This is a genomic window from Alishewanella sp. HH-ZS, from assembly GCF_001704375.1.
Classification (GTDB): Bacteria; Pseudomonadota; Gammaproteobacteria; order Enterobacterales; family Alteromonadaceae; genus Alishewanella; species Alishewanella aestuarii.
On record NZ_LZEJ01000007.1, the window covers coordinates 54,183 to 80,406 of the forward strand.

Annotated in this window: 26 protein-coding genes and 1 riboswitch; of the genes, 10 read left to right on the forward strand and 16 right to left on the reverse strand. The window is 52.5% G+C overall.

Features of this window, described 5'->3' with window-relative positions; translation table 11 throughout:
• The first annotated feature begins 17 nt into the window (after nt 1–17).
• Nucleotides 18–278 (forward strand): DUF2007 domain-containing protein, encoded by a 261-nt coding sequence (locus A9165_RS04280; protein WP_008610232.1) that lies wholly within the window; start codon nt 18–20, stop codon nt 276–278.
• A 25-nt stretch (nt 279–303) separates the two neighbouring features.
• Here A9165_RS04280 and A9165_RS04285 read toward each other — a convergent pair whose 3' ends face one another.
• The 3 genes from A9165_RS04285 to pabB all read right to left on the reverse strand — a co-directional run bounded on the left by A9165_RS04285 (nt 304) and on the right by pabB (nt 3,855).
• The gene (locus A9165_RS04285; protein ID WP_065955056.1) at nt 304–1,683 is read right to left on the reverse strand and encodes an L-serine ammonia-lyase; all 1,380 of its coding nucleotides are present in this window, start codon (nt 1,681–1,683) and stop codon (nt 304–306) included.
• 217 nt (nt 1,684–1,900) lie between these two features.
• Nucleotides 1,901–2,461: a CoA pyrophosphatase gene (locus A9165_RS04290; RefSeq protein WP_065955029.1), complete on the reverse strand. Its 561-nt coding sequence runs from the start codon at nt 2,459–2,461 to the stop codon at nt 1,901–1,903.
• Between the two features lie 14 nt (nt 2,462–2,475).
• Nucleotides 2,476–3,855 carry an aminodeoxychorismate synthase component I gene (gene pabB / locus A9165_RS04295; RefSeq protein ID WP_065955030.1) on the reverse strand — a complete coding sequence of 460 codons (1,380 nt, stop codon included), beginning with the start codon at nt 3,853–3,855 and terminating at the stop codon, nt 2,476–2,478.
• Nucleotides 3,856–3,953: 98 nt separating this feature from the next.
• On the opposite strand from pabB, the gene A9165_RS04300 reads away from it, so the two are divergent.
• Together A9165_RS04300 and A9165_RS04305 are read left to right on the forward strand one after the other, a co-directional pair.
• The gene (locus A9165_RS04300; RefSeq protein ID WP_065955031.1) at nt 3,954–5,483 is read left to right on the forward strand and encodes a fumarate hydratase; all 1,530 of its coding nucleotides are present in this window, start codon (nt 3,954–3,956) and stop codon (nt 5,481–5,483) included.
• A 51-nt stretch (nt 5,484–5,534) separates the two neighbouring features.
• A complete protein-coding gene (locus A9165_RS04305; RefSeq protein WP_065955032.1) occupies nt 5,535–7,553 on the forward strand; it encodes a S9 family peptidase in 2,019 nt (672 codons plus the stop codon).
• 85 nt (nt 7,554–7,638) lie between these two features.
• Here A9165_RS04305 and A9165_RS04310 read toward each other — a convergent pair whose 3' ends face one another.
• Nucleotides 7,639–8,376, reverse strand: coding sequence for an ABC transporter substrate-binding protein (locus A9165_RS04310; protein WP_065955033.1), 738 nt, complete (start codon nt 8,374–8,376; stop codon nt 7,639–7,641).
• Nucleotides 8,377–8,490: 114 nt separating this feature from the next.
• Complete coding sequence (locus A9165_RS04315) at nt 8,491–9,045, reverse strand: NADPH-dependent FMN reductase (RefSeq protein ID WP_065955034.1); 555 nt, start codon at nt 9,043–9,045, stop codon at nt 8,491–8,493.
• Between the two features lie 169 nt (nt 9,046–9,214).
• Nucleotides 9,215–9,396, forward strand: a riboswitch (cobalamin riboswitch).
• A 103-nt stretch (nt 9,397–9,499) separates the two neighbouring features.
• On the opposite strand from A9165_RS04315, the gene A9165_RS04320 reads away from it, so the two are divergent.
• Genes A9165_RS04320 through A9165_RS04335 form a run of 4 tightly spaced genes read left to right on the forward strand, consistent with a single transcriptional unit; the run spans nt 9,500 to nt 12,742 of the window.
• Nucleotides 9,500–10,294 (forward strand): ABC transporter ATP-binding protein, encoded by a 795-nt coding sequence (locus tag A9165_RS04320; RefSeq protein WP_065955035.1) that lies wholly within the window; start codon nt 9,500–9,502, stop codon nt 10,292–10,294.
• Nucleotides 10,291–11,283, forward strand: a complete 993-nt coding sequence (locus tag A9165_RS04325) for an iron ABC transporter permease (protein WP_065955036.1) — start codon at nt 10,291–10,293, stop codon at nt 11,281–11,283. Before A9165_RS04320 ends, A9165_RS04325 begins: the two co-directional genes overlap by 4 nt.
• A gap of 12 nt (nt 11,284–11,295) precedes the next feature.
• Nucleotides 11,296–11,898, forward strand: a complete 603-nt coding sequence (cobO, locus tag A9165_RS04330; protein ID WP_008610244.1) for a cob(I)yrinic acid a,c-diamide adenosyltransferase — start codon at nt 11,296–11,298, stop codon at nt 11,896–11,898.
• A gap of 1 nt (nt 11,899) precedes the next feature.
• Nucleotides 11,900–12,742: a cobalamin-binding protein gene (locus A9165_RS04335; RefSeq protein ID WP_255365637.1), complete on the forward strand. Its 843-nt coding sequence runs from the start codon at nt 11,900–11,902 to the stop codon at nt 12,740–12,742.
• Here A9165_RS04335 and A9165_RS04340 read toward each other — a convergent pair.
• Nucleotides 12,734–13,774 (reverse strand): patatin-like phospholipase family protein, encoded by a 1,041-nt coding sequence (locus tag A9165_RS04340; RefSeq protein WP_065955037.1) that lies wholly within the window; start codon nt 13,772–13,774, stop codon nt 12,734–12,736. The genes A9165_RS04335 and A9165_RS04340 overlap by 9 nt on opposite strands.
• Before the next feature lie 20 nt (nt 13,775–13,794).
• Complete coding sequence (locus A9165_RS04345) at nt 13,795–15,075, reverse strand: anti-phage deoxyguanosine triphosphatase (protein WP_065955038.1); 1,281 nt, start codon at nt 15,073–15,075, stop codon at nt 13,795–13,797.
• A 143-nt stretch (nt 15,076–15,218) separates the two neighbouring features.
• On the opposite strand from A9165_RS04345, the gene A9165_RS04350 reads away from it, so the two are divergent.
• Nucleotides 15,219–15,551, forward strand: a complete 333-nt coding sequence (locus tag A9165_RS04350; RefSeq protein WP_065955039.1) for a YebG family protein — start codon at nt 15,219–15,221, stop codon at nt 15,549–15,551.
• Between the two features lie 81 nt (nt 15,552–15,632).
• Here A9165_RS04350 and A9165_RS04355 read toward each other — a convergent pair whose 3' ends face one another.
• Nucleotides 15,633–17,051, reverse strand: coding sequence for a sodium:alanine symporter family protein (locus A9165_RS04355; RefSeq protein ID WP_065955040.1), 1,419 nt, complete (start codon nt 17,049–17,051; stop codon nt 15,633–15,635).
• Nucleotides 17,052–17,218: 167 nt separating this feature from the next.
• On the opposite strand from A9165_RS04355, the gene A9165_RS04360 reads away from it, so the two are divergent.
• Complete coding sequence (locus A9165_RS04360) at nt 17,219–17,779, forward strand: YSC84-related protein (RefSeq protein WP_065955041.1); 561 nt, start codon at nt 17,219–17,221, stop codon at nt 17,777–17,779.
• 54 nt (nt 17,780–17,833) lie between these two features.
• Here the strand turns inward: A9165_RS04360 and A9165_RS04365 are convergent, their stop codons facing one another.
• Nucleotides 17,834–19,051, reverse strand: a complete 1,218-nt coding sequence (locus A9165_RS04365) for a pyridoxal phosphate-dependent aminotransferase (RefSeq protein ID WP_008949394.1) — start codon at nt 19,049–19,051, stop codon at nt 17,834–17,836.
• Nucleotides 19,026–19,184 carry a hypothetical protein gene (locus A9165_RS16870; RefSeq protein WP_008610253.1) on the reverse strand — a complete coding sequence of 53 codons (159 nt, stop codon included), beginning with the start codon at nt 19,182–19,184 and terminating at the stop codon, nt 19,026–19,028. Before A9165_RS16870 ends, A9165_RS04365 begins: the two co-directional genes overlap by 26 nt.
• Before the next feature lie 79 nt (nt 19,185–19,263).
• On the opposite strand from A9165_RS16870, the gene A9165_RS04370 reads away from it, so the two are divergent.
• Nucleotides 19,264–20,130 (forward strand): glucosaminidase domain-containing protein, encoded by an 867-nt coding sequence (locus A9165_RS04370; RefSeq protein WP_008610254.1) that lies wholly within the window; start codon nt 19,264–19,266, stop codon nt 20,128–20,130.
• A 75-nt stretch (nt 20,131–20,205) separates the two neighbouring features.
• Here the strand turns inward: A9165_RS04370 and ttcA are convergent, their stop codons facing one another.
• The 6 genes from ttcA to A9165_RS04400 form a co-directional block, all read right to left on the reverse strand.
• Nucleotides 20,206–21,123 (reverse strand): tRNA 2-thiocytidine(32) synthetase TtcA, encoded by a 918-nt coding sequence (ttcA, locus tag A9165_RS04375; protein WP_065955042.1) that lies wholly within the window; start codon nt 21,121–21,123, stop codon nt 20,206–20,208.
• A 77-nt stretch (nt 21,124–21,200) separates the two neighbouring features.
• Entirely contained in the window at nt 21,201–22,133 is a 933-nt protein-coding gene (gene uspE / locus A9165_RS04380) for a universal stress protein UspE (RefSeq protein ID WP_008610256.1), read from the reverse strand.
• A 106-nt stretch (nt 22,134–22,239) separates the two neighbouring features.
• Nucleotides 22,240–22,944, reverse strand: coding sequence for a fumarate/nitrate reduction transcriptional regulator Fnr (gene fnr / locus A9165_RS04385; protein WP_008949391.1), 705 nt, complete (start codon nt 22,942–22,944; stop codon nt 22,240–22,242).
• Between the two features lie 36 nt (nt 22,945–22,980).
• Nucleotides 22,981–23,655, reverse strand: a complete 675-nt coding sequence (locus A9165_RS04390; RefSeq protein ID WP_065955043.1) for a sulfite exporter TauE/SafE family protein — start codon at nt 23,653–23,655, stop codon at nt 22,981–22,983.
• Nucleotides 23,645–23,821, reverse strand: coding sequence for a cbb3-type cytochrome oxidase assembly protein CcoS (ccoS, locus tag A9165_RS04395; RefSeq protein ID WP_065955044.1), 177 nt, complete (start codon nt 23,819–23,821; stop codon nt 23,645–23,647). The genes A9165_RS04390 and ccoS overlap by 11 nt, the downstream gene beginning before the upstream one ends.
• Complete coding sequence (locus tag A9165_RS04400; RefSeq protein ID WP_065955045.1) at nt 23,818–26,202, reverse strand: heavy metal translocating P-type ATPase; 2,385 nt, start codon at nt 26,200–26,202, stop codon at nt 23,818–23,820. The genes ccoS and A9165_RS04400 overlap by 4 nt, the downstream gene beginning before the upstream one ends.
• Between the last annotated feature and the right edge of the window lie 22 nt (nt 26,203–26,224).

The following is a 26,224-nucleotide window of genomic DNA, read 5'->3' on the forward strand; positions in this document are numbered from 1 at the left end:
AGAAAACAAGGACCCTTATGAAAATTATCTTTCGTGCCAACGATATATTGGAAGCGCATATTATCGCCGGGATGCTTAATAGCCAGGGGATTGACACCTACGTTGGCGGTCATTATTTGCAAGGTGCGGTAGGGGATCTGGCAGCCCTGGGTTTTGCCAATGTCTTTGTCGCCGACGAACAGGCGGAGCAGGCAGAACAATTATTGCAGGATTATCAGCAAGCGGAACTGGTTGATTTTCCGCTTACTGATGAAGATGGCCTGGCGCCAGCTGGCTAGCCGGCACCCATAGTGCTGCTGCACATTAACACTCGATAATATTTACCGCCAGACCACCGCGTGAGGTTTCTTTGTACTTGGTCTGCATATCCTTACCGGTATCCCACATGGTTTTGATCACCTTATCCAGCGATACCTTGTGATCGCCACTGCCACGTAGCGCCAGTCGCGAAGCGTTAATGGCTTTAATTGACCCCATCGCATTGCGTTCAATACAGGGCACCTGCACTAAACCGCCAACCGGATCACAGGTTAAGCCCAGATTATGCTCCATGCCGATCTCGGCCGCGTTCTCAACATGCTGCGGGCTACCACCGAGAATTTCGGTAAGTGCCGCAGCGGCCATTGAGCAGGCCACGCCAACCTCGCCCTGACAACCGACTTCGGCGCCGGATATCGAGGCATTTTTCTTATACAAAATACCAATGGCGGCTGCGGTTAACAGATAGCGGCTGGCGATTTCCGGGCTGACCGGCTGAATAAATTTGTCGTAGTACATTAATACCGCCGGAATAATGCCGGCAGCACCGTTAGTCGGCGCAGTAACGACCCGGCCGCCGGCGGCGTTTTCTTCGTTTACGGCCAGCGCAAACAGATTGACCCAGTCCATCACCTGCAGTGGGTCGGCACTTTTCTCTGCCATCAGTTTTTTATGTAAGGCAGGCGCGCGGCGTTTCACTTTTAAGCCGCCGGGTAAAATGCCCTCGGTGCGAATGCCGCGCTCAATACAGGCGCGCATCGTCAGCCAGATATTATTCAGCTCGCTTTCAATTTGCGCACTGCTGCGCAGCACTCTTTCGTTTTCATGCATCAAACCCGAAATCGACAGGCCATGCTCTTTACACAGCGCCAATAACTCTGCGCCTGACTCAAATGGGTAGGGCGGTGGGTTAGCGGCGGCAAACTGACTGGCCGCTTCTTTTTCTTTGGCAAAATCTTCGGCTTTCACGATAAAACCGCCACCAATGGAAAAGTAGACCTCGCTTAGCAGCACATTTTTCTCGCTGTCATAAGCAATCAGTTCCATGCCATTCGAATGCTCTTTCAGCGTTTTCCGGCGGTGGAACACAATGGCGCCGTCGCGTGGGAAATTCACCGCGTGCTGCTGCGCCAGTTGTAACTTTTGGCTGTCATGCACCTGGCGCAGAATACCTTCTACCGCATCCGGGTCGACGCTTTCCGGCAAGTAGCCAGACAAGCCCAGGATCACCGCCTTGCCGGTGCCGTGGCCAACACCGGTCTGACCCAGAGATCCAAAGAGTTCAACCTTGATGCTATCGCAGCGGCTGAGCAGTTGTTGCTGTTGCAGCTGTTCGGTAAATTTTTTCGCCGCACGCATTGGGCCAACCGTGTGCGAGCTGGAAGGGCCAATGCCTATACTAAACATATCAAATGCACTGATTATCATAATTATTATACTTTTCTATTGTTCGCTGCTTTGCAAAGCGCTGAATGCCCCGCTTAGCAAATACAGTGTAGGGTTAACGCCATTCTTAATGGCGCCATTGTAGCGGATAGCCAGCATAACTGTAAGCGCTGCACAGGTCTGTTCAGTAGCAGTGGTAGCGGGCTTAGCGGCCAGAAATGATGCTGCAGGCGTAACGCTTTGTATACAGTTTCGTTTAAGAAACGTGCGTTACCAGCTGTTGAATAATGGCCGCCGTGGCACCCCAAATCAGTTTATCCTGATAGGGCATAAAATGGATCTGCCGTGACTTACCGCGCAGTGGTACCGTCAGTTGTAATCGGTGTTGTGGCGGCAGAAAAAAACTTAATGGTACTTCAAATACTTCACTGACCTCTGCGCTGGAAAGTTGGTAACTCTGACCTGCGTGCAGCAATCCAAGGTAGGGCTGAATTTGAAAACCGGTCAGCGTATTGTGCGCGGGTAAAGCGCCGAGCAAGCGGATATGCGCCGCGCTAATGCCAATTTCTTCTGCGGTTTCACGCAGCGCAGCGTCAGCAGCGCTCTCGCCGGGTTCCAGCATGCCGCCCGGAAAACTGATTTGCCCGGGATGATGCGCCAAGGTGAGGGCACGGCGGGTAAACAAGATGTTCAGCTGATCAGCAGAATAGATCAGTGGCACCAGTACCGCGCTTTGCCTGAGGCCTACAGCAGGCTGCGGGCTGAGCTGCGGCAGCGGTCTGAGGATAAAGCGACTGACAAGTTGTTGTAGCTGCATCGGCGCTCCACTGTCTATTCTGGCGGCATGGCGCTTAACACCGGTAGAATTTTTGCCACCTTATCCAGCGTTTCCTGATACTCGCTGTCAGCTTTCGAATCCGCCACCAGACCACCACCAGCCCAGCAATAGATCTGCCCCTGTTCACAAACCAGGGTGCGGATCGCGATATTGGTATCCATACGGCCGGTACTGCTGATATAGCCGATGGCGCCGCAATAGACGCTGCGCCGGTGGGGTTCCAGCTGTTCAATTAATTGCATGGCACTGATTTTCGGGGCGCCGGTAATAGAGCCGCCGGGAAAGGCCGCCCGCAGCAAATCACAGGCGCTATTCGGTGCTGCCAGGGTGCCGGTAACGGTACTGACCAGATGATGCACGGCCGGAAAGCTCTCAATTGCAAACAATGCCGGCACCTCGACCGAACCCGGCTGACACACCTTACCCAGATCGTTGCGCAGCAGATCAACGATCATCACATTTTCGGCGCGATCTTTCGTCGAGGTTTGCAGATTTTCGGCTTCAATCTGGTCGGTTTGGGCACAGAACCCACGCGGCCGGGTACCTTTTATTGGTTTGGTTTCAATCTGACCATCCTCAAGCAGCAAAAAGCGTTCCGGCGAGATACTGAGTACGGCGGCGGCTGGCAAGCGGATAAAGGCAGAAAAAGGCGCTGCATTTTTTTGCCGCAGCTTTAGATACGCCAGCCATTCATCGCCCTGATAAGCGGCGCTAAAGCGCTGTGCCAGATTGATTTGGTAGCAGTTACCGCTACTGAGCTCTTGCTGTACCCGGGCGAATTTATGCTGATACTCAGCCTGGGTCATATTGGCTTGCCAGTCACTTTGCAAACTAAAGGGGCGGCATAGCGGCGGTTGCGTGCGTAATCTTTGCTGCAATTTATGCCAGTGTTGTTCTGCATCCTGCCGGTAGTCGGTGTACCATAGCTGCTTCTGTTGTTGGTCATAAATCAGCGCCCATTGATACAGACCCAGCGCCATATCCGGTAACTGCAAATCAGCTTGCGCCTGTTCCGGCAGGCGTTCCAGATAGCGGCCCAGATCATAACCAAAGTAACCAAGGGCGCCGCCGACAAAGGGCAGCTCACTGTGACAGGGCGTAGCAAAGTAACGCTTTAGCGCACAGTCTAATACCTTGAACGGATCGGTTGTGTAATGATGGCTGCCGTGCTCGTCGGTCAGGATGGTTTTACCGTGCTGGCTATGCAGGGTTGCCACCGGCTGTGCCACCATAATCTGGTAACGGCTATTCGGGTGACTGGCATCCGCTGAATCGAGCAACATTGACCAGGGCTCACTGGCAAAATGGGCGAAGATCTCCAGCAGAGAGAATTCGGGTTCAGATTTGGCGTCGTATATCAGATACTGCTGCATGATTTGGACTAGCCGCTGTTGGGGATGCGCGCTATCATACCAGCACCCACACTAATAGTTAAATGTCTCGCCGCTTGGGCGACAGAGGAAGGGCAAGCATGACGGTTATTCGCCAACAAGATTTTATTGAAAGCATCGAAGATGCACTGCAGTACATCTCCTATTATCACCCACTTGATTTTATTCAGGCACTGGAAGTGGCTTATCACAAAGAGCAAAACCAGGCCGCGAAAGATGCCATTGCACAAATTCTGATTAACTCGCGGATGTCAGCAGAAGGCCATCGTCCGATCTGTCAGGATACCGGCATTGTTACCTGCTTCGTTAAGATTGGCATGGATGTGAAATGGGATAAAACTGACCTGACGGTACAGCAAATGGTTGATGAAGGCACCCGCCGTGCTTATATGAACCCGGATAACCCGCTGCGGGCCTCTATTGTTGCTGATCCGGCCGGTTTGCGTAAAAACACAAAGGATAATACCCCGGCCGTGGTGCATATCGATCTGGTGCCTGGTCATCATGTCGAAGTGATGATCGCGGCTAAAGGCGGTGGCTCAGAAAATAAAACCAAGATGGCGATGCTGAACCCGTCAGATTCTATTGTCGATTGGGTGCTGGAAACCCTGCCAAAAATGGGTGCTGGCTGGTGTCCGCCAGGGATGCTCGGCATCGGTATTGGCGGTACGGCGGAAAAAGCCGCGGTGCTGGCGAAAGAATCGCTGATGGAGCCGGTGGATATTCAGGAGCTACTGGCTAGAGGGCCGCAAAATGCGGAAGAAAAATTGCGGTTAGAGTTGTATGAAAAAGTCAATAAACTGGGCATTGGCGCCCAGGGCCTGGGTGGCTTAACCACGGTGGTGGATGTCAAAATCAAATCGGTACCTACTCATGCGGCCTCATTGCCGGTGGTAATGATCCCGAACTGTGCCGCCACCCGCCATGTACATTTCCATTTAGATGGTTCTGGCCCGGCCGATATTACGCCGCCGAAGCTGGAAGACTGGCCGCAGGTGACCTGGGAGTTGGGCAGCAATGTACGCCGGGTTAATCTGGATACCGTGACGCCAGAGGATGTGCAAAGCTGGCAAGCCGGTGAAACCGTGCTGCTAAGCGGTAAGATGTTAACCGGCCGTGATGCGGCGCACAAACGTATTGCCGATATGCTGAATAAAGGCGAAGGCTTACCGCAGGGCGTCGATCTGAAAAATAAATTTATCTATTACGTTGGCCCTGTTGATGCCGTACGTGACGAAGTAGTAGGTCCGGCCGGTCCGACAACCGCGACCCGGATGGATAAATTTACCGAAATGATGTTGTCGCAAACCGGTTTGCTGGGCATGATTGGTAAATCTGAGCGCGGTGATCAAACGGTTGAGAGTATCAAGCAGCATAAAGCCGTTTATCTGATGGCCGTGGGCGGCGCCGCTTATCTGGTGTCGAAAGCCATTAAGAAAGCCCGGGTCGTGGCCTTTGCTGATCTGGGTATGGAAGCGATCTATGAGTTTGAAGTCGAAGATATGCCGGTAACCGTAGCGGTGGACAGTAACGGTAATAACGTGCATAAACAGGGCCCGGCGATCTGGAAAGCTAATATTGCCGAGCTGGATGCCAAACTGAAAGCCTGATTCTAACAAGGCCGCAGCCACGACTGCGGCTTTTTACTAACTGGGGGAAGCATGAAACATCTGAGTTTAGTGGCGTTAGCACTTTTCAGTGCTGGTGCGCTGGCCAAAGGACCACTGACGGTCGAACATCTGAATCAACATAATAAAATTGGTAATCTGGCTTTGTCGCCGGACGGCCGTACCCTGGTTTACAGCCAGACTAACGGCGGTTTTGCGCCGGCTGATACCAGCCATGATCTCTATTTAATGCAACTGGGTGAAAATCGGCAAGTTCGCCGTTTAACCGAAAACAGTAGCCGCGAAACGGCGGTGCAGTGGCACCCGGATGGCAAGAGTATTTTCTTTTTAGCCAATCGCACTGGCAGCACCCAGCTGTGGCAAATGTCGCTGGAGGGCGGTGAAGCCCGTCAGGTGACCCGGCTACCGTTACCGGTAAATGGCTTTAAACTGGCCAGTGATGGTAAAACCCTGGCGCTGAGCTTAACGGTGAAACCCGGTTGCCAGACGCTGCAATGTACGCTGGATGCCAAAGCCAAAGAGGCGGAGCGCAAAGATACGGCGCTGGCTTATGATCAGTTGATGGTACGGCATTGGGATCACTGGCTGGATCAGTATCGCGAACATCTGCATGTGGCGGTGCTCGGCGATGTTCCTGTTACCGATGCGAAAAACCTGATGGCCGACTGGAATACCAATATCGCCGGCATCAGTGAAGTCGCCTTTACGTCTGATAATCAGCAACTGGTATTCAGTGCTAAGATCCCTGCGGTTGATCAGGCCTGGCACACTAACTTTGATTTGTTTCAGGTGTCGATTAATGGTGGTGAGAAGGTCAATCTGACCGCGGAAAACCCGGCCTGGGATGCCAAGCCCAAGTTCTCCAATGATGGTCGTTTTCTGGCGTATCTGGCGATGCAAAAGCCGGGCGCTGAGGCAGATCGCTTTGGTTTAATGTTGTTGGATTTGATCACTGGCGAGCGCAAAGAAGTGGCGCCAAACTGGGATCGCTCGATTTCTGATTTCTATTTTGGCCGTGATAACAGAACCATCTATGTCACCACTCAGGATGTCGGCCAGTACAGTATCTACGCTATTAATACCAGTTTTGGCGATGTGATTAAACTGTATGGCGATGGCTACGCCGGTAATCTGCAAGTTGCTGCGGATAAGCTGGTGTTCACCAATCACCGGCTGAATATGCCAGCCGAAATTTTCCAGACCAATGCGGATGGCTCTCAGCCGCAGCAATTAACTCAGGTTAATGGCAAATGGGCCGAAGGCATTCAGTTTGGTGACTTTGAACAGTTCAGCTTTAAAGGCGCTGAAGATGCTACCGTCTATGGTTATCTGGTTAAACCCTGGAACTTTGAGCCAAACAAAAAGTACCCGATGGCCTTTTTAGTGCATGGTGGCCCACAAGGTAGCTTTGGCAATATGTTTAACGAACGTTGGAATGCCCAACTGTATGCAGCCAAAGGCTATGCGGTGGTGATGGTCGATTTCCACGGCTCTACCGGCTATGGTCAGGCCTTTACCGACTCAATCAGCCGTGATTGGGGTGGCAAGCCGCTGGTTGATCTGCAAAAAGGCTTTGCGCATGTGGTGCAGGCTTATCCGTGGATCGATGGCAATCGTGCCTGTGCGCTGGGTGCCTCTTATGGCGGCTTTATGATGAACTGGATCGCCGGTAACTGGCCGGATGGCTTTAAGTGTCTGGTTAACCATGCCGGCTTATATGATATGCCAAGCTTCTACGGCAGCACCGAAGAGCTTTGGTTCCCAGAGTTTGATCTAGGTGGCACGGCCTGGAACCCGGAGTCAGACTATCAGAAATTTAACCCGGCGGCGCATGCCGATAAATGGCAAACGCCGATGCTGGTGATCCATGGCCTGAAAGACTATCGGGTACCTTATGCACAAGGCTTAGGTGCCTTTACTAACCTGCAGCGCAAGGGTATTGAGTCGCGCCTGGTGATTTTCCCGGATGAAAACCACTGGATCTTAAAGCCAGATAACCGGGTGCGCTGGTATAACGAAGTATTCCAGTGGCTGGAAAAATATACCCGTTAATATAATCTGTTGTTGTGAGAACCCCGTGCTGTTTGGCGGGGTTTTTTATTTGTCAAAGCGTGATACGAAATGACGTAACAGGGAGTTAGTACTCGGCAAAAGGCTTTTCATTGCGCGAAAGCTGGCGTCGCGGTGCCGGTACGCCGTATTTTAACCGCAGACGCTCGGCAAAACCTTCACGCTCCAGCTGAAACAACATCTGCGTGAGCCTTGGGATCAGCTCCTGATGTTGTCGGTGTAGAAAATGATAATCCGGCAGGCTTTGTAGAATTTGCTCACTGATCGGGAATGGGCTAGTGGCATTGAGTTTGTAAGCCGGAAACAGCACACCATCGACTTTGCCAGTCAAAAACATTTGTTTGGCGGCATCCAGACTACCGCTGCCGATCACCTGACGCGAGGCAGGTAGCTTACGCAGCAACTCTTCGACAATCAAGGTGCCGCGCACATAGGCCAGGCTTTGGACTTGTGACAGCTGACACCCGGCACAGCGTTGCTGGTTAACATAGAGGTAAACATGGGTATCAAACAGCACATAAGGCACTGGCAACAGATTCTTATACTGCTGACTAATATGCAGCACACGCGCCAGTTCACCGGCCAGATTACCTTTATCAGATTCGATTAAACTGCGACCCAGCGGCACCTCGATAAAGCGGGCTTCGACACCAAGCCGTTGATAAGCTTCTGTTAGCAGGCTTTGGCTATAACGGGAAGCCGGCGAGCCCAGCGCCTGGCGAAACTCCAGCACGGTCTGTGCCGGCACATTAGCATAAGCCGGCAGCAACACACTCAAAGCTAAAAATAACCCCAGAATCCGCATCAGCTACTTATAAATCCTTTTACTGTCAAACAAAGATATTGCCCGCGTCTGATGTGCAGCAGCTAGCAACTGCGCCATTAAATACGCGATATTATAACACTATTTTCGGTTACGTCAGCCATGAGGTAAGGTTAGTTGTTTCTGCCAAAGGGACAATGCTTGCAGCAATTGCCGGATATTGTCCTGGATTTTTTGATCCAGCAGGTTTCCCTCATGGTCAAAGGCGCCGCTAAAGGCATTGGCAAAGACTTCCGGCTTATTCAGAGGGTGTAAGTCCAGATAAACACAGACCTGGCGTAAATGATATTGTGAACGGGAACTGCCCATACCACCGGCAGAGCCGAGGATTGCCACCGGTTTACCGCGTAACAAGTGGTTATCCGGTTCCCGTGAGGCCCAATCCAGTGCATTTTTCAACGCTGGCGCCAGTGAGTAATTGTACTCCGGGCAGGCTAGCAGCAAGGCATCCGCCTCGGCAAACTCTTGCAGTAGGGTGCTTACGGCCGCAGGCTTCTCCGCCAGATCAGCATTATAGAAAGGCACATCTAAAAGATCGGCGATATGGATCTTCATACCGGTGGGGGCGTTTGCCTGGGCAAAACGCAATAAACCCCGGTTAGTCGAACGGGCGCGTAAACTACCACAGATCGCAAGTACCTTAATTGTCATAATTTATCCTCATCATAGCCAAATATCCTTAACAGCTTAGCTGAAGTTAGGGCGTGTTGACGTTTTCTGCTTAGATTTTGTTTGCTTGCGCGAACCCTTCGGGCTGCTAACGTCAAAAGCCCTGGGGTTTTGCTGCAGTTCAGCTGGCTGGCGGTGACAGGTCTTAGCTGCTAGAATGCCGCAGTCTGGTGAGCTACGAGCTTGAAAAGGGAATCAGGTGGAATACCTGAACTGTACCCGCAACTGTGAAACGCGCTGCAGCTAATACCACTGTGTCAGTATTGATAACGGGAAGGTGGCTGTGGGTTATCGCGTTAAGTCAGGAGACCTGCCAGAACACGAATGTTGTCTTCGATACGCCCGTGCGGGAATACACGGTAGCGCCTTTGCCCTGCCTGCAGCTTGTACTGCCGGTTGTCCTTGGTTGCTGCCCATTAACTAACTGGACAATCGCGTGAGCGCCATTTATTCATTACAGCAAATTAATCTGAGCTATCCGCAGCAGCGGCAGCGCACCCAGGTGCTGCAGGATATCAGCCTGGAGCTGGCACCCGGTGAGCTGGTGGGAATTATCGGCCCGAATGGTGCCGGCAAAAGCTCGTTGCTGTCGCTGTTAAGTGGTTGTCCGGCGCCAGACAGTGGCAAGCTGTTGTTTGCCGGTAAACCCCTGGCCAGTATCCCACTGCGGCAATTAGCCCGGCAGCTGGCATTTTTACCGCAGCATAATCCACCTTTAACCGGTTTAAGCTGTTATCAGGTAGCTGCACTTGGGCTCTTGCCGCACAAAAACTGGTTTGAACCGGATAACGATTATGATCGGCAACAAGTGTTACTGGCACTAAGCCAAACCGGTTTACTGGAAAAACAACAGCAGCCGGTCGAGAGCCTGTCGGGTGGCGAATGGCAACGGCTGACGCTGGCCCGGGCGCTGGTACAACAGGCCAGTGTGTTATTGCTGGATGAGCCGACTAACCATCTGGATGTGAAACATCAGCATCAGTTGCTTCAACTGCTGTTGCAGCTGAAAAAAACCGTCATTTGCGCTATCCATGATCTGGATCTCGCTGCGCGCTATTGTCATAAACTATTGCTGTTGGACCAGGGTAAGGTGCGTGCCTTTGGCCGTCCGGATCAGGTGTTGCAACCGGTATTACTAAGCGAGGTATTCGAATTACCGGTAGCAGTCAGTCAGCATCCGCAATATGGCTGGTGGCAGGTACAATTTATCAGCCCGCAGGTCGCATTATGAGCCGCTGGACCCGTTATTACCCGTTGGCGTTAGGCTTGCTCACGTTGGTGTTGCTGGTAAGTGTCGTGATAAGCCTGTTGCTTGGCAGTGTCTCCTTTCCGTTGTCGACGCTGGCGGCGGCAGTGCAGTTCAACGGGACTGAGCCATTGGCCGAAACCATTATCTGGCAATTGCGGCTGCCACGGGTACTGACCGCCCTACTGGTTGGGGCTGGCTTAGCGGTCAGCGGCGCTGTGCTACAAAATGCCAGCCGTAACCCACTGGCCGATCCTTATTTATTTGGTTTGATGGCCGGTGCAGCACTGGGCGCGACTATTGTCAGCATCGTGTTGCCAGAGCAGCAACTGAGTATGGCGCTGGGTGCCTTTGTCGGGGCCATGCTGGCGATTGTGCTGGTGCTGGCGGTAGCCATGCGTCAGCAACGACAACGCATTGAGATCACGCTGTTAGCCGGGGTAGCGGTATCCTTTATGCTCAGTGCTATCAGCAGCTTTATTTTGTATTTTGCCGAGCCCTTTGCCGCCAACCGGGTGATCTTCTGGTTAATGGGCAGTTTAAGCCGCAGCAGCTGGCAAAGCTTAATGTTAATTGGCCCTCCGGTCGTCTTGCTGCTGCTGCTGGCGCTGGCACTGCGACGGCAACTGGATGCACTGTTATTATCAGACAGTAGCGCCCGCAGCCTCGGCATCCGGCCCGAGCGTCTGCGCCTGGTGTTGCTGATTGCCACGGCGCTGGTCAGTGCGGTGATTGTGTCACAATGCGGCGGTATCGCCTTTGTCGGTCTGTTGGTGCCACATATGGTGCGTTATTTGTTTGGTGTCACCGCTGTGCCCTTGCTGCTGGGATCGGCCTTATTGGGCGCGGTCTTTATGTTATGGGTCGATAATCTATCGCGGACCTTGTTGGCACAGCAGGAAATCCCGCTAGGGGTCATTACCTCAGTGCTGGGAAGTCTCTTTTTCTTATTGTTGCTACGGCGACGGGTGTAATGGGGAGTACAGATGTCAGAGCAGCTTAAACAACAGCAGCATCAGGCCAGACAGCAACGGCTAAAAGCTCAGGTTGATGCGGCGGTAGCCCGTGCCAATATTGAGAAAGGGCTGCTATTGGTGTTAACCGGCAATGGTAAGGGGAAGTCCACAGCCGGTTTTGGTACTGTGGCCCGTGCCGTCGGACATGGCTTAACGGCAGCGGTGGTGCAGTTTATTAAAGGTAGCTGGGACTGTGGTGAGCGTAATTTACTGCAGCAACATGGCGTGGAGTTTGCGGTAATGGCCACCGGCTTTACCTGGGATACGCAGGATCGGGCCGGTGATATTGCCGCGGCAGAGTTGGTGTGGCAGGAAGCGGAGCGCTTTTTGGCTGACGACAGCATCGATCTGGTGCTGCTGGATGAACTGACCTATATGCTGACCTTCCATTATCTGCCGCTGGAGCGAATTGAACGGGCGCTATTAAATCGGCCAGCAAAACAACATGTGGTGATCACCGGCCGCGCCTGTCATCGTCGTTTAATTGAGTTAGCTGACACGGTCAGTGAGGTACAGGTGGTGAAACATGCTTTCGATGCTGGTGTCAAAGCACAGCGCGGTCTGGATTGGTAAGATGCGCCCATATCTGCTGCTTTGCCTGCTACTGTGGCTGCCTTTAAGTAGCCAGGCCGCGACCAGCGCAGTACCGCAACGGCTGATCAGCCTGACCCCGCATCTGACCGAATGGGTGTATTTGCTCGACGCCGGTGAGCGGCTGGTGGCGGTAAGCGATTATTCCGATTATCCGGAGGCGGCCAAATCCTTGCCGTCCTTTAATACCTTCGGTGCCTTAAATGTCGAGGCGATCCTGGCGCTGAAGCCAGATCTGGTGCTGGCCTGGCGTGGCGGTAATCCGGAGGCCGATTTACAGCGCCTGCAGCAATTCGGCATTCGGGTGTTTTATTCTGAGCCAGTATTACTGGATGATATTGCCAGCGAGCTTGTTGAGTTAGGGCTGCTACTAGGTCAGGTAGAGCAAGGACAGCAGCAGGCCGCTGCTTTCCGGCAACGACAACAGCAACTGGCGGCCCAGTATCAGGCCAAATCAGCAGTGCCGGTATTCTTTGCGCTCGGGACTGAGCCTTTAATGACGGTTGCCAATCAAGCCTGGCCAGCGCAGGTATTATCGCTGTGTGCGGCACAAAATATCTTTGCCGATGCGAAAACCGATTATCCGCAGGTAGCGCTGGAGCAGTTATTAGCCCGCCAGCCAGCAGTAATAGTGCAGGCCAGCCGCGAGGCGAAAACTGAACACAATGCGTTCTGGCAGCGCTTTACGCAGCTACCGGCGGTACAGCAGCACGCCTTTATCACGCTGGATGCTAATCAGCTATACCGCGCGACGCCACGGATCCTGGATGCTGCAGCGACCTTGTGTCAGCAGTTGGAGATTTATCGCGAGCCCTTGCTACAGTAACTCAAGTTGATAATCGCCGCTGGCAAAGGCGGCGGCCAGCTCATGTGAGCGCTGCAGGACTTCCTGCCAATAGGCGATACGCTCAGCATCGGGCAGTTTAAAGTCTTTGCGATCCGGTATCTTGGCATAGGGCAGGCTGCGCACCCAGGCGTCGCTGGGACAGAGGATCACCACATTATGCAGCAGCGCCGGCTTCACCCGGCGCCAGGGCAGGGCTTTATCAAACCAGCCCGGCGTCAGGCTGGGGTAAAAATGTGGGTAGAGCACCAGTCCCTGTTCAGTAAAGGACTGATTAAAATGATAGTCGGTAATGCCGCCGTCAAAATAGCGGCCCGGTTTGGCGTGGCTGATATTCTCAATCGGTTCCAGTACCATCGGGATGGAGCCACTGGCAAGAATCGCCGCTTTCAGATTGTCATCGTTTAGGGCGACATGCTCGGTCGGCAGTTCCGCACTGTGCATCAGAGAGGCGCAGGCTCCGGGGGCATAAAAATGTACCCGCTGATAAAAAAACTGCAGTAAGGAGCGGTTAAGCAGGTTGGCAGTAGCGGTCAGGCCGAGCGCTGCTCCCTGTAACAGGCTGTTGCGGGTGCGGGTCAGACCTTTCGCCCGATCAACAATCAGATGTAGTTTCATCACCGGATTATCCAGCACTTCGCGACAATGGCTGGCTGTTGGCAGGACCTGATCGATAATGGCATGCGAGATCCGGGTGATCAGCTTCAGATCGGCACCCTTCGGGTAGCAGATCTCCGAATAGGCTTTGGCGAAACGGGCTGATGCGGCGACGGCATCCTGCTGAGCATAGCAGCTAAAACGCCAGGCTCCGGCGGAGCTGCCTAATAAATGTAATGGTTTCTGACGGCCGGCAAAAAACTCAGCCAGCAGATACTGATCTAAACCATAAAGGCAAAACCATTTCGGACCGCCGCTGGCGCCGACCATCACCTCAATATCATTCGCCTTCAGGCCAGCCTGCTGGATATGGCGCCAGGCGGTAGCACCGGCTAATACGCGTAGTGGTGACTGCACTGTCACTCCTTTTCTGACTGCTAGTTCCCAAACAATGTCTGATGCATCCGTTCGGCGTAATCGTCAGTCATTCCGGAAAGATAATCGCAAATAACCCGCTGTTTGGCGGTGTTATCAACCGCTGCCTGCCAGCGGGCCTGGGTATTTAGCGGTAACAAGCGCTGTGGATCTGAGCTAAAGGCATCAAATAGCTTTAACAGCATATTCTGACAGCGAAAACGCGACTGCTGGATCTCCGGTAGCTGGATCACGCAGCGGTAGACCAGATTCTTAAGGGTCTGCAACATATGCTGCTCGGCATCTGCCAGCCGGGCATTGTAGCGGATCAGCGGCTCTTCGCAAGTCGGCAGGCTTTGATAAAGGCTAACCGAGGTAATTAACTGATTAACCAGTGAACCAATGGCATCTTTGCGTAAATGATGTTTTGGACTAAATAACTTAGTCGCCAGTTCGGCCAGCTGTCGCTGATATGTTTGCTCCAACTGGGCAAAAGGTGTGGCAGTAAAATCCTGCCATTGTTGATAGCGCAGGTTGCCAAGTACTATCGCATCTTCCAGATCATGTACGCCATAGGCGATATCATCGGCCAGCTCCATAATGGAGGCATCCAGAGACTTGTGGCAGGACTTTTGCCAGGGTGACTGTGTCAGCTGTTGTACCTGCTGAAAGCTTTGCCGATCGGCTGCACTGAGCGGCGCCAGCACCCAGTCCAGAATATCACTGTCGGCGGCGAAAATGGCTTTAGCGGGTTTCCAATCGGCCAGACTCAGTGGGTTATCAACGCCGGGCAACAGCGGGATTTCGGGTTGTAACACCGGGTATTTCAGCAAGCCAAGCAGGGTGCGGCGGGTAAGGTCCATACCATGAAACTCGGTATAGGGTTCGAGCTTGGCAACGATCCTTAGCGTTTGGCCATTACCCTCAAAGCCACCATAGGGTAACATTTTAAAGTTCAGTGCGGTTTCACCGCCATGACCAAAGGGCGGATGCCCCAAATCATGCGCCAGGCAGAGTGCTTCCATCAGGCTATCATCGGGTAACAAGCCTTGCAGCGCTGGTGGACAATTTAACCTTAGTTGGTTAACCAGGCCGGTGCCTATTTGCGCGGCTTCCAGCGAGTGTGTCAGGCGGGTGCGGTAAAAATCGTTCTGACCGATGCCGAGGATCTGGGTTTTCGACTGCAGGCGGCGAAATGCGGCCGAGTGCAATACTCTGGCCCGGTCGCGCTGCCAGGGCGTACGGTGATCTCTGGGTCTATTATCCGGCGCATCAGAGCGGCGGGCTTGCCATTTTTCCGTCATCCTAGTCCACCAATTAATAACGATTCAGTAACTTATCATAAAGTAAATGCGGTCCAGAAGCGATGCTAGACTTCCCTAAATTTATACTGTATAAATAAACAGTTTCAGATAATAACGCAGTCAGAGTACTGAGGAGTCAAAAAATGGCAGTGATCACCAAATATGTCGTGGAACGCAGTGGAGTAGAAAAAATGACCTTTACCAGTAAAGCGGAAGCCGATGCCTACGATAAAATGCTGGATACGGCTGATGCGCTACAGGTGTTGTTGTCTGCGTCTGGTCAGCTGGCAGATGAAGCTCAGGCAGAGGCGCTGGCACTGTATCTGGCGCAGCAAAAAGAGCCCTTGCTGGTGGCGCTGGGCGTTAAAAAAGCGGCCAAAGCCGGTAAGCAAGACAGCGAGGAGCAGACCACAGCAAAACAGGATGATACCAGTAGCAACGGCCTTAAAGCCGTGGCGGCCGGCCACGCCGCCTGATTTGGCATCGCATCACGCCAGGATCCCCTAGGACAACGCTAAGCCATCCGCTTTATGCGGCGGCTTAGCGGGCGACTTTGGCTAAGCCGGTTTGCCGGCTGTGGCTCGCGCCGTGATTTTTTGCTGCCAGTAATGCTGCAGATCGCGTTTTACTTCCGGCAATAATAAGTACAGCGCCAGAATATTCGGTACTGCCATCAGAAAAATCATCGAATCGATAAAATCAAATACCGCCATAATGCTCGGCACCGCTCCCATCGATACCATGCCACAGAACAGCAGTTTGTACAGTGTAGTGAGTCGGGGGTGGGTGCCGACGATATAACGCCAGCCGGTCAGGCCATAGTAAGACCAGCTGAGTACTGTCGAAAAGCCAAACAGCAGCAAGGCCACCATCAAGACCAGTGGGAACCAATCAAATACCGTAGCAAAGGCACTGGAGGTAATTTGCACACCGTCCAGCCCCTGCATTTGATAGGCACCGGTTAGAATGATCACCAGTGCGGTAATAGTGCAGATCACTACCGTATCGATAAAAGGCTCCAGCAGGCCAACAAAACCCTGGGATACCGGATCTTTGGTTTTCGCGGCGGCATGGGCGATCGGTGACGAGCCGATGCCGGCTTCATTGGAGTAAGCGGCACGGCGAAAACCCTGAATTAACACACCAATAAAACCACCGTAGGCGGCGTCGGGAGCAAAGGCGCTTTGGACAATCAGCCAAAGTGCAGCCGGTACCGCAGAGAGATGGCTGCCAATCACGATCAGCGCTGCCAGCAGGTAGATGGCGCACATTAGCGGCACCAGCTTGCTGGTGACATTGGCGATACTTTTAATGCCGCCGATAATCACAGCGCCAATCAACGCAGCGTAGATCGCGCCAAACAACCAGGCATTATCAAAGCCAGTGACGCTTTGTACCTGCACAAAGCCCTGATTCACGTGCACAAAGCCAGCTGAGCCAAAGATCACGGCAATGGAGAAGAATACTGCCAGCGCGCTGCCAAGCCAGGGTAACTGATATTTATCCAGCGCCGCCTTAATATAGTACATCGGCCCGCCGGAGACGCTGCCATCCGCATTAAGCTGGCGGTACTTCACCGCCAGCGTACATTCCACAAATTTGGTCGACATGCCAAGCAGGCCGGCCATAATCATCCAGAAGGTCGCGCCGGGACCACCCAAACTAATGGCTACTGCCACCCCGGCAATATTACCGGTACCAACGGTACCGGATAAGGCTGTGGTCAGGGCTTTATAGGGCGAAATCTCGCCGCTGCTGCCGGCTTCCGGCTTGGCAAATAAGCGCCGGATAGCGTAGCCAAAGCCGCGGATATTAATAAACCCGAGATAAAAGGTAAAAATCAGGGCGCCACTGATCAGCCAGATCATCACCAGCGGGATTGGTACCCCATTAAAGGAAAAGGCATAAAACACTACAGCGGCCAGCTGATTGGTAAAGGCTTCAAAGCTGGCCTGGAACGAGAACTCCGCAGACATATTGCTATCCGGATGGCTATTGACTGTCGGAGCATACCTGCTAACTGTGGCGCTGACAATACAGCAGGCACTGACAGTACCCTGAATGCGATTAACCGCGGATTCAGATAGTTGAGCTAAGCTTTATTGCGTTAAGGTCTGTCAGACCGCGAAATAGGAGAGGGACTATGTGGATAAAAACAGCTTTGCTGACGGTACTATTATTTATGCTGCAAGGCTGCGCCGCCGGTTTAAATGCTACCCCGGCTGAGCAGCGCACTGCCATTAATGAGATGCGGCAGCAGGTGCTAACTGAGTTGTATCGCGAGAAAGCCAGTGCCCGGCCTGAAGTCGCCAGCGCACCGGGCTACGCGGTATTTAGCAATGCCAATGTCAATCTGCTGCTGGCCAGCTTTGGTGGTGGCTATGGCGTGGTGCGTAATAACCGTAGCGGCGCCGATATCTATATGCGCATGGGCGAGGTAGGTGTCGGCTTGGGCGCCGGTGTGAAAGACTTTCGCTTAGTGATGGTGTTTCACACTGAGCAGGCGATGAACCGTTTTATTGAACAGGGCTGGGCCTTCGGTGCGCAGGCGGACGCCGCCGCCAAAGCCGGTGACAAAGGCGCTGCCGTAGGGGCTGAAGCCAGTGTTGATGAGGTGACTATCTATCAGTTTACTGAAGCAGGCCTGGCGTTACAGGCTACCATCAAAGGAACGAAGTTCTGGGTCGACCGTAAGCTGAACTAAGCGCCAGGTTAAGATCGGCTGCGGCCTGTTGTCAGGCCGCAGCCGATCTGCAGCTTAATATTGACTGTAGCTTTGTAAGAACTGGCCCAGGCGGCTAATGGCCTGGGTCAGTTGTTCTTTGTGCGGTAGCGTGACAATACGGAAATGATCCGGTTCTGGCCAGTTAAAAGCCCGGCCATGCACCAGTAATACCTTGTGCTGGCGCAGAAAATCCAGCACAAACAGCTCGTCGTCCTGAATCCGGTATTTTTTAAGATCGATCTTCGGAAACAGATACATCGCTCCCTTGGGGCGCATACAGCTGATGCCATCAATCTCGGTCACCAGTTTGTGCGCCAGATCCATCTGGTCGTATAAGCGCCCACCCGGTACCACCAGCTCATTAATACTCTGATAGCCACCCAGTGCGGTTTGCACTGCATGCTGGCAGGGCACATTGGCACAAAGTCGCATCGAGGCCAGAATATTCAAGCCTTCAATATATTGGCGTGCCGCCTGCTTGGCGCCGGAAATAAATAACCAGCCAATGCGAAAACCGGCGATGCGGTAATTTTTTGATAAGCCACCAAAGGTCAGCATCACCAGATCGTCGGCCAGCGCGGCAGTGCTAACATGCTCAGTGCCATCGTACAGCACCTTGTCGTAGATCTCGTCGCTAAGAACCACTAGCTTATGCTCGCGTGCAACCTGCAGTAACTGACGCAGAAAATCCGCACTATAGACAGCGCCGGTCGGATTATTCGGGTTAATCAGGACCAGGGCCCGGGTTTTTTTGCTGATTTTCGCTTTGATATCATCCAGTGCCGGCAGCCAGTCCTGTTGCTCATCACACAGGTAATGTACCGCCTTACCACCAGCCAGATTCACCGCGGCGGTCCACAGCGGATAATCCGGCATCGGCACCAGCACTTCATCTCCATTATTCAACAGTGCCTGCAGCGACATCAGGATCAGCTCCGAGACGCCATTACCGATATAGACATCATCTGCATCAGCACCGAGAATACCACGTTGCTGGTAGTACTGTGCTACCGCCACCCGGGCCGGATAGATACCCTGTGAGTCTGAGTAGCCCTGTGCTGTTGGCAGATTGTGGATCACATGCTTAAGAATTTCATCCGGCGCTTCAAAGCCAAAGGGCGCCGGGTTACCAATATTCAGTTTCAGAATGCGGTGGCCTTCCTCTTCCATCCGTTTCGCTTCACGTGCCACCGGGCCACGAATATCGTAACAGACCCCATCCAGTTTATTTGACCGTTCTACCGCTTTCATCTTGTTTGCCTGCTTCAGTAAAATATCCATCCAGACAGCTAAAACTGCCTATGGCAGTGTTTCTCAGTACAGAAAAATTTGCAATATTTTCAGGCAATAAAACAGAAAAAAAGCGCAGTTCGAACTTTTTCATCGAATCCTGGCCTCATTGGCGGTAGAATATGCGGCCGTTTTGGTCGTTATTTGTACAAATCCAGTATTAAAGGTGGTGAATGCTCTTAATTCGTAAATTGATTCTGCTACTGTTTTGGCTTTGGGTAGTTATTGCTATCGCCAGCCCTTTTAGTCAGCTGGAACCAATTAAAGAGCCGGAAGCCTTGGAAGAATGGCAGATCCCAAGCCGGCTGACTGCGTTATCAGAAGCGGATCAGAAAAAGCTACTGCAGCGCCTGGCGTATCCGAAAGCAGATATTCCAAAACAGCCATTACCGGACTTTAATGCGATCCGCGACATTAACCGCAAAAAACAGGCCTTTTTTGATTACCTGCGGCCACATGTAAAACGCGAGAACCAGCGTTTACTCTGGTTGCGCGAGCAGCTATTAGATATTGCGGAAAAGAAGCAGAAAAACCTGCGTATCTCGCTGGAAGAATACGCTTTTTTATACAGCCTGTATGAAGAGTTTAAACTGGATGTGGCCGAAACCGATCCCCAGGCGTTGCAGGAGCTGTTAAAGCGGGTGGATATTCTGCCGGAAAGTCTGGTGTTGATGCAGGCTGCCAATGAATCAGCCTGGGGTACCAGCCGCTTTGCGGTCGAGGGTTATAATTTCTTTGGGCAATGGTGTTTCCGGGAGGGCTGTGGCCTGATCCCACAAAATCGTGCCGAAGATCAGTTTCATGAAGTTGCCCGCTTCGATAGCCCGGCGGCCAGTATCCGTAGTTACTTCTACAACCTGAATACCTTTCATACTTATGAGAAGCTGCGGCATATCCGGGCTGAGCACCGCGCTGAGAATAAGCCGCTGCGTGGTGAAGCCCTGGCGCACGGTTTAAGCGCGTATTCTGAACGCGGTCATGAGTATATTGAAGAAATCACTGCCATGATCCGTTTTAATCGCCGTCTGCTGGAAGAGTAAGCAAGCTAGAATTAAAAAGCCCGGTTTTAACCAGGCTTTTCTAAAGCAAAATACTTAAGGTAGATTGCGGCTAAACTAGCTTAGTTCTACCGTCTGATGCACGCTCAGCTCTTCATCATCCTGCTCAAAACCTACCGGCACTGATGGTACGGCCGGTTTATCAAAGGCAGTATCACCATCGCCGTTTAACGGGCTGTCTTTGCTGATGGCTTTAAAATCGAACAAACTGTTATCGGCCAGATGCGAAGGTATAATATTTTGCATCGCCTGGAACATGGTTTCAATGCGGCCGGGGAAGCGCTTATCCCAATCCTGCAGCATTTCTTTTACCACCTGCCGCTGTAAACCATCCTGTGAGCCACAGAGGTTGCAGGGGATGATGGGGAAGCCTTTCGCCACTGAGTATTTTTCAATATCTTTTTCTTTGCAGTAGGCCAGTGGCCGGATCACGATATGTTCACCATTGTCGCTGATCAGCTTGGGCGGCATCGACTTCATCTTGCCGCCGTAGAACATATTTAAAAACAAGGTTTCCAGCATATCATCGCGATGATGACCCAGCGCAATCTTGGTCGCGCCCAGCTCCTTTGCCGTACGATATAAAATACCGCGGCGCAGCCGTGAGCACAGTGAGCAGGTGGTTTTACCTTCCGGGATCTTCTCTTTGACGATCGAGTAGGTGTCTTCAGTAACAATTTTAAAATCGACGCCGATGCTGCTTAAATATTCCGGTAACACTTGCGCCGGGAAGCCGGGTTGTTTCTGATCCAGGTTAACTGCAACGATGCTGAAATTCACCGGCGCAGATTGCTGCAGATTAAGCAGGATATCTAACAGCGTATAGGAGTCTTTGCCGCCGGATAAACAGACCATGATCTTGTCACCTTCGCTGATCATGCCAAAATCAGCAATGGCCTGGCCGACATTACGGCGCAGCCGTTTATGCAGCTTGTTCAGATTATATTGGGCTTTCGCTTGTGCCGCGTGAGACATCATTAACTACCAGACAGAAAAAAGGCGCACATTATACCCAAGGGTGCGCCTGTTCAAAAGAGGCAGAGGCTGGAAGGCTAGGATTTCTCCAGCGGACAGACAAAATTGGCCGGTTTTAAGGCCAGCACATCACAATCCAGACGGTCAATCACATGCTCAGCGGTATTACCGATAATGGCCGCCGATAAGCCGGTGCGGCCGATAGTGCCAATTAATACCATCTCGGCATCAAGCTGCCGTGCCAATTTCGGGATCACATCTTCCGGCATCCCTTCCAGCACATGACATTGCTCTGCCGGGATCTGATGTTCGGCTGCCAGTTGCTTCACGGCATCCTTATGATGTCGCTGCATGGTGCTGTTATATTCCTGCGGATTAAATTCCGGGATCTCGATGGCGATATTAACCGGAGTACCGGGGTAGGCATTCACCAGATGCACCCTGGCATTTAGCATGGCAGCCATTTGTTTAGCTTTATCAATCACCCTGTTATTCAGGGATTTATGATGCTCCTGCTCACTGCCGGCATTAACAGCGGCGATAATATTACCTTGCGCCGGCCAGGCATGCTCTTTTACCAGCAGCACCGGGCAGGGGCATTTGCGCAAAATATGCCAGTCAGTTGGGGTGAAAATCATCGATTTCAGCACATCGTGGTCATGGGTGCCTTTGATCACCAGATCAAAGTTATGCTCCAGCACAGCTTTGACGACGGCTTCGAACGGTCTGTTATGCCAGACCACCTGAATACTGATCTCCAGTCCTTGCGCCTGAGCCTGCTGCAGTAAGCCACTGACCCAGATTTCGCGATCTTTAATCACCGCCTGCTTCATTGCTTCGCGTTCGTCACCGGATAGCATGGTGGTCATCTCATAGGAGAATTCGTATACCGATAAAAACGCGGTCAGTTTACCGCCTTGTTTGCGGCTTAGCTCCAGGGCGCGGTCGAGGGCTTTCTGTTGTTCAGTCGTGGGATCTAATACCACTAAAACATTGTTATAAATCGACATAATGACTCCGGTTACCAGGTTGATGCACGCAATCTGTTAGATTAAGTGTAGTCAACATAACCGGAGTTGGTAGGCTGGCCTTTGTGTTAAATCAACAAAATACCGATTAACACTGACCGGCGAGGTTACTTAAGGCAGGGGCATCTAAAATGGTTATCAGTTTGCCATCCACTTCGATGATCTGATCTTTATGTAATTTACTCAGCAGCCTGCTAATGGTTTCAACGGTTAAACCCAGGTAATTGCCGATATCACTGCGGGTCATGGTCAGGCGGAAGGCTTTGGAGGAAAAACCACGGTTACCGTAGCGCGAGGCCAGATGGTTTAAAAAGGTGGCCAGTTTTTGTTCGGCAGTTTTGCGGTTTAACAGCAACAACATCTGCTGATCAGCCTGGATATCCTGACTCATCAGCCGCATCATCTGCTGCCGTAACTTGGGTAGCTGGTCCAGTAACATTTCCAGGTTGTTAAAGGGGATCTCGCAAATCATGCCGGTTTCCAGCGCTTCGGCGTAGCTCATATGCTGCTGGGTATTAATCGCATCAAAACCGATAATATCGCCGGGTAAATGGAAGCCGGTAATTTGCTGCTCACCTTGCTCGGTCAGGGTAAAGGTTTTAAAGGAACCGGTGCGTACCGCATACAGTGCTTTCAGGGCGGTGCCGCTTTCAAACAGGATATCGCCTTTATGTAACGGTCGTTTGCGCTGAATAATGTCATCCAGCTTGGTCATTTCCTGATCGTTGAGTGAAAACGGCAGGCACAACTGACTAAAACCACAATCCTGACAATTAATCGCCGAGCGTTGCATCGAATAAACCCTGAATTCCCTAATATAGTAGCTAGCTTAAAAAACTAACCTCTGCAAAGCAAGCCATATCGTATAAATGCCGTAGATAGCCAGTATAGCGGCGGTGCTATAGCGAAACCACAAGGCGCTTTTCAGCTGGCGCAGTAGCTGTGCGGCGCCACCAACGGCCAGGATCGCCGGCAAGGTGCCCAAGCCAAAGCTCAGCATCAGCAGGGCACCATGAAAAGGGCTGCCGCTGGCCAGACTCCAGCTAAGGGTCGAATAGACCAGACCGCAGGGCAAAAAGCCCCACAGCAGGCCATACCGATAGGCTTTCGTCGCTGAGTCAAGTGGTAACAGCGCCTTGGTATAGGGCTGGACGCGCTGCCAGAGCTTTTGACCAAGTCGTTCCAACTGCGTCAGGCCAAACCAGAGCCGGGCGATATAGAGTGCCATAGCAACCAGTAAGACGCCTGCCAGCAAGCGTAACCAGAGCATGGAGGCGCCAGCCAGCTGCATTGCGGTCAGACCAAAGTAGCCGACCAGGGCACCAAACAGGCTGTAGGTGGTTAAGCGGCCGGCACTGAGAAGCAGAGGGTAAGTATAACCTGAGTGGCGGCGCTCAGCCGGCACGCTAAGTTGCAAGGCACTGGCAATGCCGCCGCACATTACCAGACAGTGACTGCTGCCCAGCAGGCCGATCAGCAGCGCGGCCAGATAATCAGGGCTCATCTTTGTTCGCGGATGGTTTTGGCTTATCGTCCTCGTCAAACAGGATGCTCAGCCCTTCTTTTTCCAGATCTTCAAACTGTTTCGAGCGCACCGCCCAGAAGAAAATCCAGATCCCCATTGCGACAAAGAAGATGGCTATCGGGATAAGTACGTAAATGATGCTCATTTCTTTAGTAACCTCAATGAATTCGATACCACCAATAACGAGCTGAACGACATACCGATCACTGCAATATAGGGCGAGACAAAACCAGCTACGGCCAGCGGAATAATAATCAAATTATAACCGACAGACCATCCGAGATTTTGCCTTATCACGCTGGCGGTGGTTTTGCCACCTTTGAGCAATGCGGCTAACAGACTCACATCGGGTTTTAATAACACCACATCAGCCTGATTTTTAGACAGATCGGCGCCTGAGTGCACCGCAACCGAAATATGGGCAGCGTTAAAGCCCGGGCTGTCGTTAATGCCATCGCCCAGCATCAGTACCTGCTTGCCTTCGCTAATCAGCTGCTGGATATGCGTCACTTTTTGTTCTGGCGTACAGCCTTTATGCATAAAGTTAAGCTGTAATTCGCTGGCCAGTTGCTCGGCCTGTGATGAGCTGTCGCCGGTTAACATCCCCAATTGATAGCCCTGTTGTTGTAAACTGGCCAGCAGCGCCGGAACTTCCGGCCGTACTCTGTCACTCAGGGTCACAGCAGCTATCGGCTGCTGGTTAATCGTCAGATAGACCATGGCGCCGCTGACAGTGCGGCTTAGCTGACAAAAACTGGCACTGCCGACCCGCACCGCTTGTTGTTGCCAGTACCCGCTGATCCCGGCACCGACACTGACCGTTACCTGTTGCAGCTCTTCGGCAGCTGTCTGATAGGGCGCAAAGGCTCGGGCTATCGGGTGTTCGGAGTAACGTTCCAGATTTGCAATCAGATTCAGTGCCTGTTGCTCAGTGTAAGCCGTGCTTAGCATCTCGACGCTTTCGACACTAAACTTACCTTCGGTCAGGGTGCCGGTTTTGTCCAGTACAATATGGGTGATCTGTGGCAAGGCTTCTAACGCCTGAGCGTTTTTGATCAGTATGCCCTGGCGGTTGAGGCGGGCGAGGGCACAGGTAATGGCGGTCGGCGTCGCCAGGCTAAGGGCACAAGGGCAGGTTGCCACCAACACCGAGAGCGTCACCCAAAACGCGCGATCCGGATTCCACCAGAAATACCAGAGGCCGAAAGTCAGCACGGCAATTACCAGTAAACGCTCGACGAAGTACTTTGCCAACTGATCGGTTTTCTCGACCAGTTTGGGCTTTTGACTCAGGGTTTGTTGTTGCAGCTGGATGATTTGTCCCAGCCGGGAGTGTGCCAGCACTTCAGTCACCTGAATGGTCAGTAAGCCATCGTGATTAATACTGCCGGCCAACACCTGCTCACCGGGCATTTTGCTGATCGGCCGGTATTCACCGGTCAGCATCGATTCGTCAACCGAGCTTTGACCTTCCAGTACCAGACCATCAGCGGGCAGGGTTTCACCGGCCTTTACCAGGATCCGATCACCCGGTTGCAGGCGCCGCGCCGACGTCGCTTGCGGCCCGTTAGCAGTGAGCTGGGTGGCGGTTACCGGCATAATTTTCAGCAAGTTGCTGGTGGCTTCGCGCGCCTGTGCCCGGGCCCGGTATTCAAAAAACTTGCCCAGTTGCAGCAGGAAAATAAACATACAGACTGATTCAAAATAGACTTCACCGGTATGAAAGACGGTGGCATAGGATGACGCCAGATAGGTATACCACAGCGCCAGGCTGACCGGCACATCCATATTCATCTGCCGGGCCTTAATGCTGCGCCAGGCGCTAACCGTAAAGGGCTTACCGGCATACAACAACACCGGTAGCGTTAATAACAAACTGATCCAGCGTAGGTAGCCTTCGTGCGATTTTTCAATGCCGGTGAACTCACCAAAATACAGGCCAAAGGCCAGCATCATCACCTGCATGGTCAGAATACCAGACACCGCCAGTCGTTTCAGGTAGCGGTTCAGTTCCTGCTTAAAGGTTTGTTCTTCCTGATCGGCGACAAAGGGGCTGGCCTGATAACCAAGGGCGGCGATGCGGCTTAAGACCTGGCTTAGTGGCAACGCCTTACTATCCCAGCGCAATAAGGCGCGCTGGGTGGAGGAATTAATCGTCACGCTGGCGATCTGCGGCTGTTTTTTTAGCTGCTTTTCAATTAACCAGGCACAGGCGGCGCAGCTCATGCCGGAGATGGACAATTCCAGCTCGGTCAGCTCGCCCTGCTGCCGGCTGATATCGGCCAGCACCTCGGGCTGATCAAAGTTTTCCAGCTCTGCCGCCAGTTGCGCCGGCATGGCCGCAACCTTAGTCGCTGACTCAGTACGAAAGCGGTAATAATCGGCTAAACCATTCTGGATAATGGTATCGGCCACAGCCTGACAACCAGCGCAACAAAAGGGCTGCGCTGTGCCATCAATCTGCAGGGTAAAACGGTCACCGGTGAGTACCGGCTCATGGCAGTGAAAACATTTCAGGTCGCCCAAGACGCCTATTCCTTCGTACTTA

Excerpts from the sequence above, each read along its gene's own strand:
- A9165_RS04280 (WP_008610232.1), top strand. The coding sequence starts at position 18 with ATGAAAATTATCTTTCGTGCCAACGATATATTGGAAGCGCATATTATC.
- A9165_RS04290 (WP_065955029.1), bottom strand. The coding sequence starts at position 2,461 with ATGCAGCTACAACAACTTGTCAGTCGCTTTATCCTCAGACCGCTGCCG.
- pabB (WP_065955030.1), bottom strand. The coding sequence starts at position 3,855 with ATGCAGCAGTATCTGATATACGACGCCAAATCTGAACCCGAATTCTCT.
- A9165_RS04300 (WP_065955031.1), top strand. The coding sequence starts at position 3,954 with ATGACGGTTATTCGCCAACAAGATTTTATTGAAAGCATCGAAGATGCA.
- A9165_RS04305 (WP_065955032.1), top strand. The coding sequence starts at position 5,535 with ATGAAACATCTGAGTTTAGTGGCGTTAGCACTTTTCAGTGCTGGTGCG.
- A9165_RS04310 (WP_065955033.1), bottom strand. The coding sequence starts at position 8,376 with ATGCGGATTCTGGGGTTATTTTTAGCTTTGAGTGTGTTGCTGCCGGCT.
- A9165_RS04315 (WP_065955034.1), bottom strand. The coding sequence starts at position 9,045 with ATGACAATTAAGGTACTTGCGATCTGTGGTAGTTTACGCGCCCGTTCG.
- A9165_RS04325 (WP_065955036.1), top strand. The coding sequence starts at position 10,291 with ATGAGCCGCTGGACCCGTTATTACCCGTTGGCGTTAGGCTTGCTCACG.
- cobO (WP_008610244.1), top strand. The coding sequence starts at position 11,296 with ATGTCAGAGCAGCTTAAACAACAGCAGCATCAGGCCAGACAGCAACGG.
- A9165_RS04335 (WP_255365637.1), top strand. The coding sequence starts at position 11,900 with ATGCGCCCATATCTGCTGCTTTGCCTGCTACTGTGGCTGCCTTTAAGT.
- A9165_RS04345 (WP_065955038.1), bottom strand. The coding sequence starts at position 15,075 with ATGACGGAAAAATGGCAAGCCCGCCGCTCTGATGCGCCGGATAATAGA.
- A9165_RS04350 (WP_065955039.1), top strand. The coding sequence starts at position 15,219 with ATGGCAGTGATCACCAAATATGTCGTGGAACGCAGTGGAGTAGAAAAA.
- A9165_RS04355 (WP_065955040.1), bottom strand. The coding sequence starts at position 17,051 with ATGTCTGCGGAGTTCTCGTTCCAGGCCAGCTTTGAAGCCTTTACCAAT.
- A9165_RS04360 (WP_065955041.1), top strand. The coding sequence starts at position 17,219 with ATGTGGATAAAAACAGCTTTGCTGACGGTACTATTATTTATGCTGCAA.
- A9165_RS04365 (WP_008949394.1), bottom strand. The coding sequence starts at position 19,051 with ATGAAAGCGGTAGAACGGTCAAATAAACTGGATGGGGTCTGTTACGAT.
- A9165_RS16870 (WP_008610253.1), bottom strand. The coding sequence starts at position 19,184 with ATGAAAAAGTTCGAACTGCGCTTTTTTTCTGTTTTATTGCCTGAAAAT.
- A9165_RS04370 (WP_008610254.1), top strand. The coding sequence starts at position 19,264 with ATGCTCTTAATTCGTAAATTGATTCTGCTACTGTTTTGGCTTTGGGTA.
- ttcA (WP_065955042.1), bottom strand. The coding sequence starts at position 21,123 with ATGTCTCACGCGGCACAAGCGAAAGCCCAATATAATCTGAACAAGCTG.
- uspE (WP_008610256.1), bottom strand. The coding sequence starts at position 22,133 with ATGTCGATTTATAACAATGTTTTAGTGGTATTAGATCCCACGACTGAA.
- fnr (WP_008949391.1), bottom strand. The coding sequence starts at position 22,944 with ATGCAACGCTCGGCGATTAATTGTCAGGATTGTGGTTTTAGTCAGTTG.
- A9165_RS04390 (WP_065955043.1), bottom strand. The coding sequence starts at position 23,655 with ATGAGCCCTGATTATCTGGCCGCGCTGCTGATCGGCCTGCTGGGCAGC.
- ccoS (WP_065955044.1), bottom strand. The coding sequence starts at position 23,821 with ATGAGCATCATTTACGTACTTATCCCGATAGCCATCTTCTTTGTCGCA.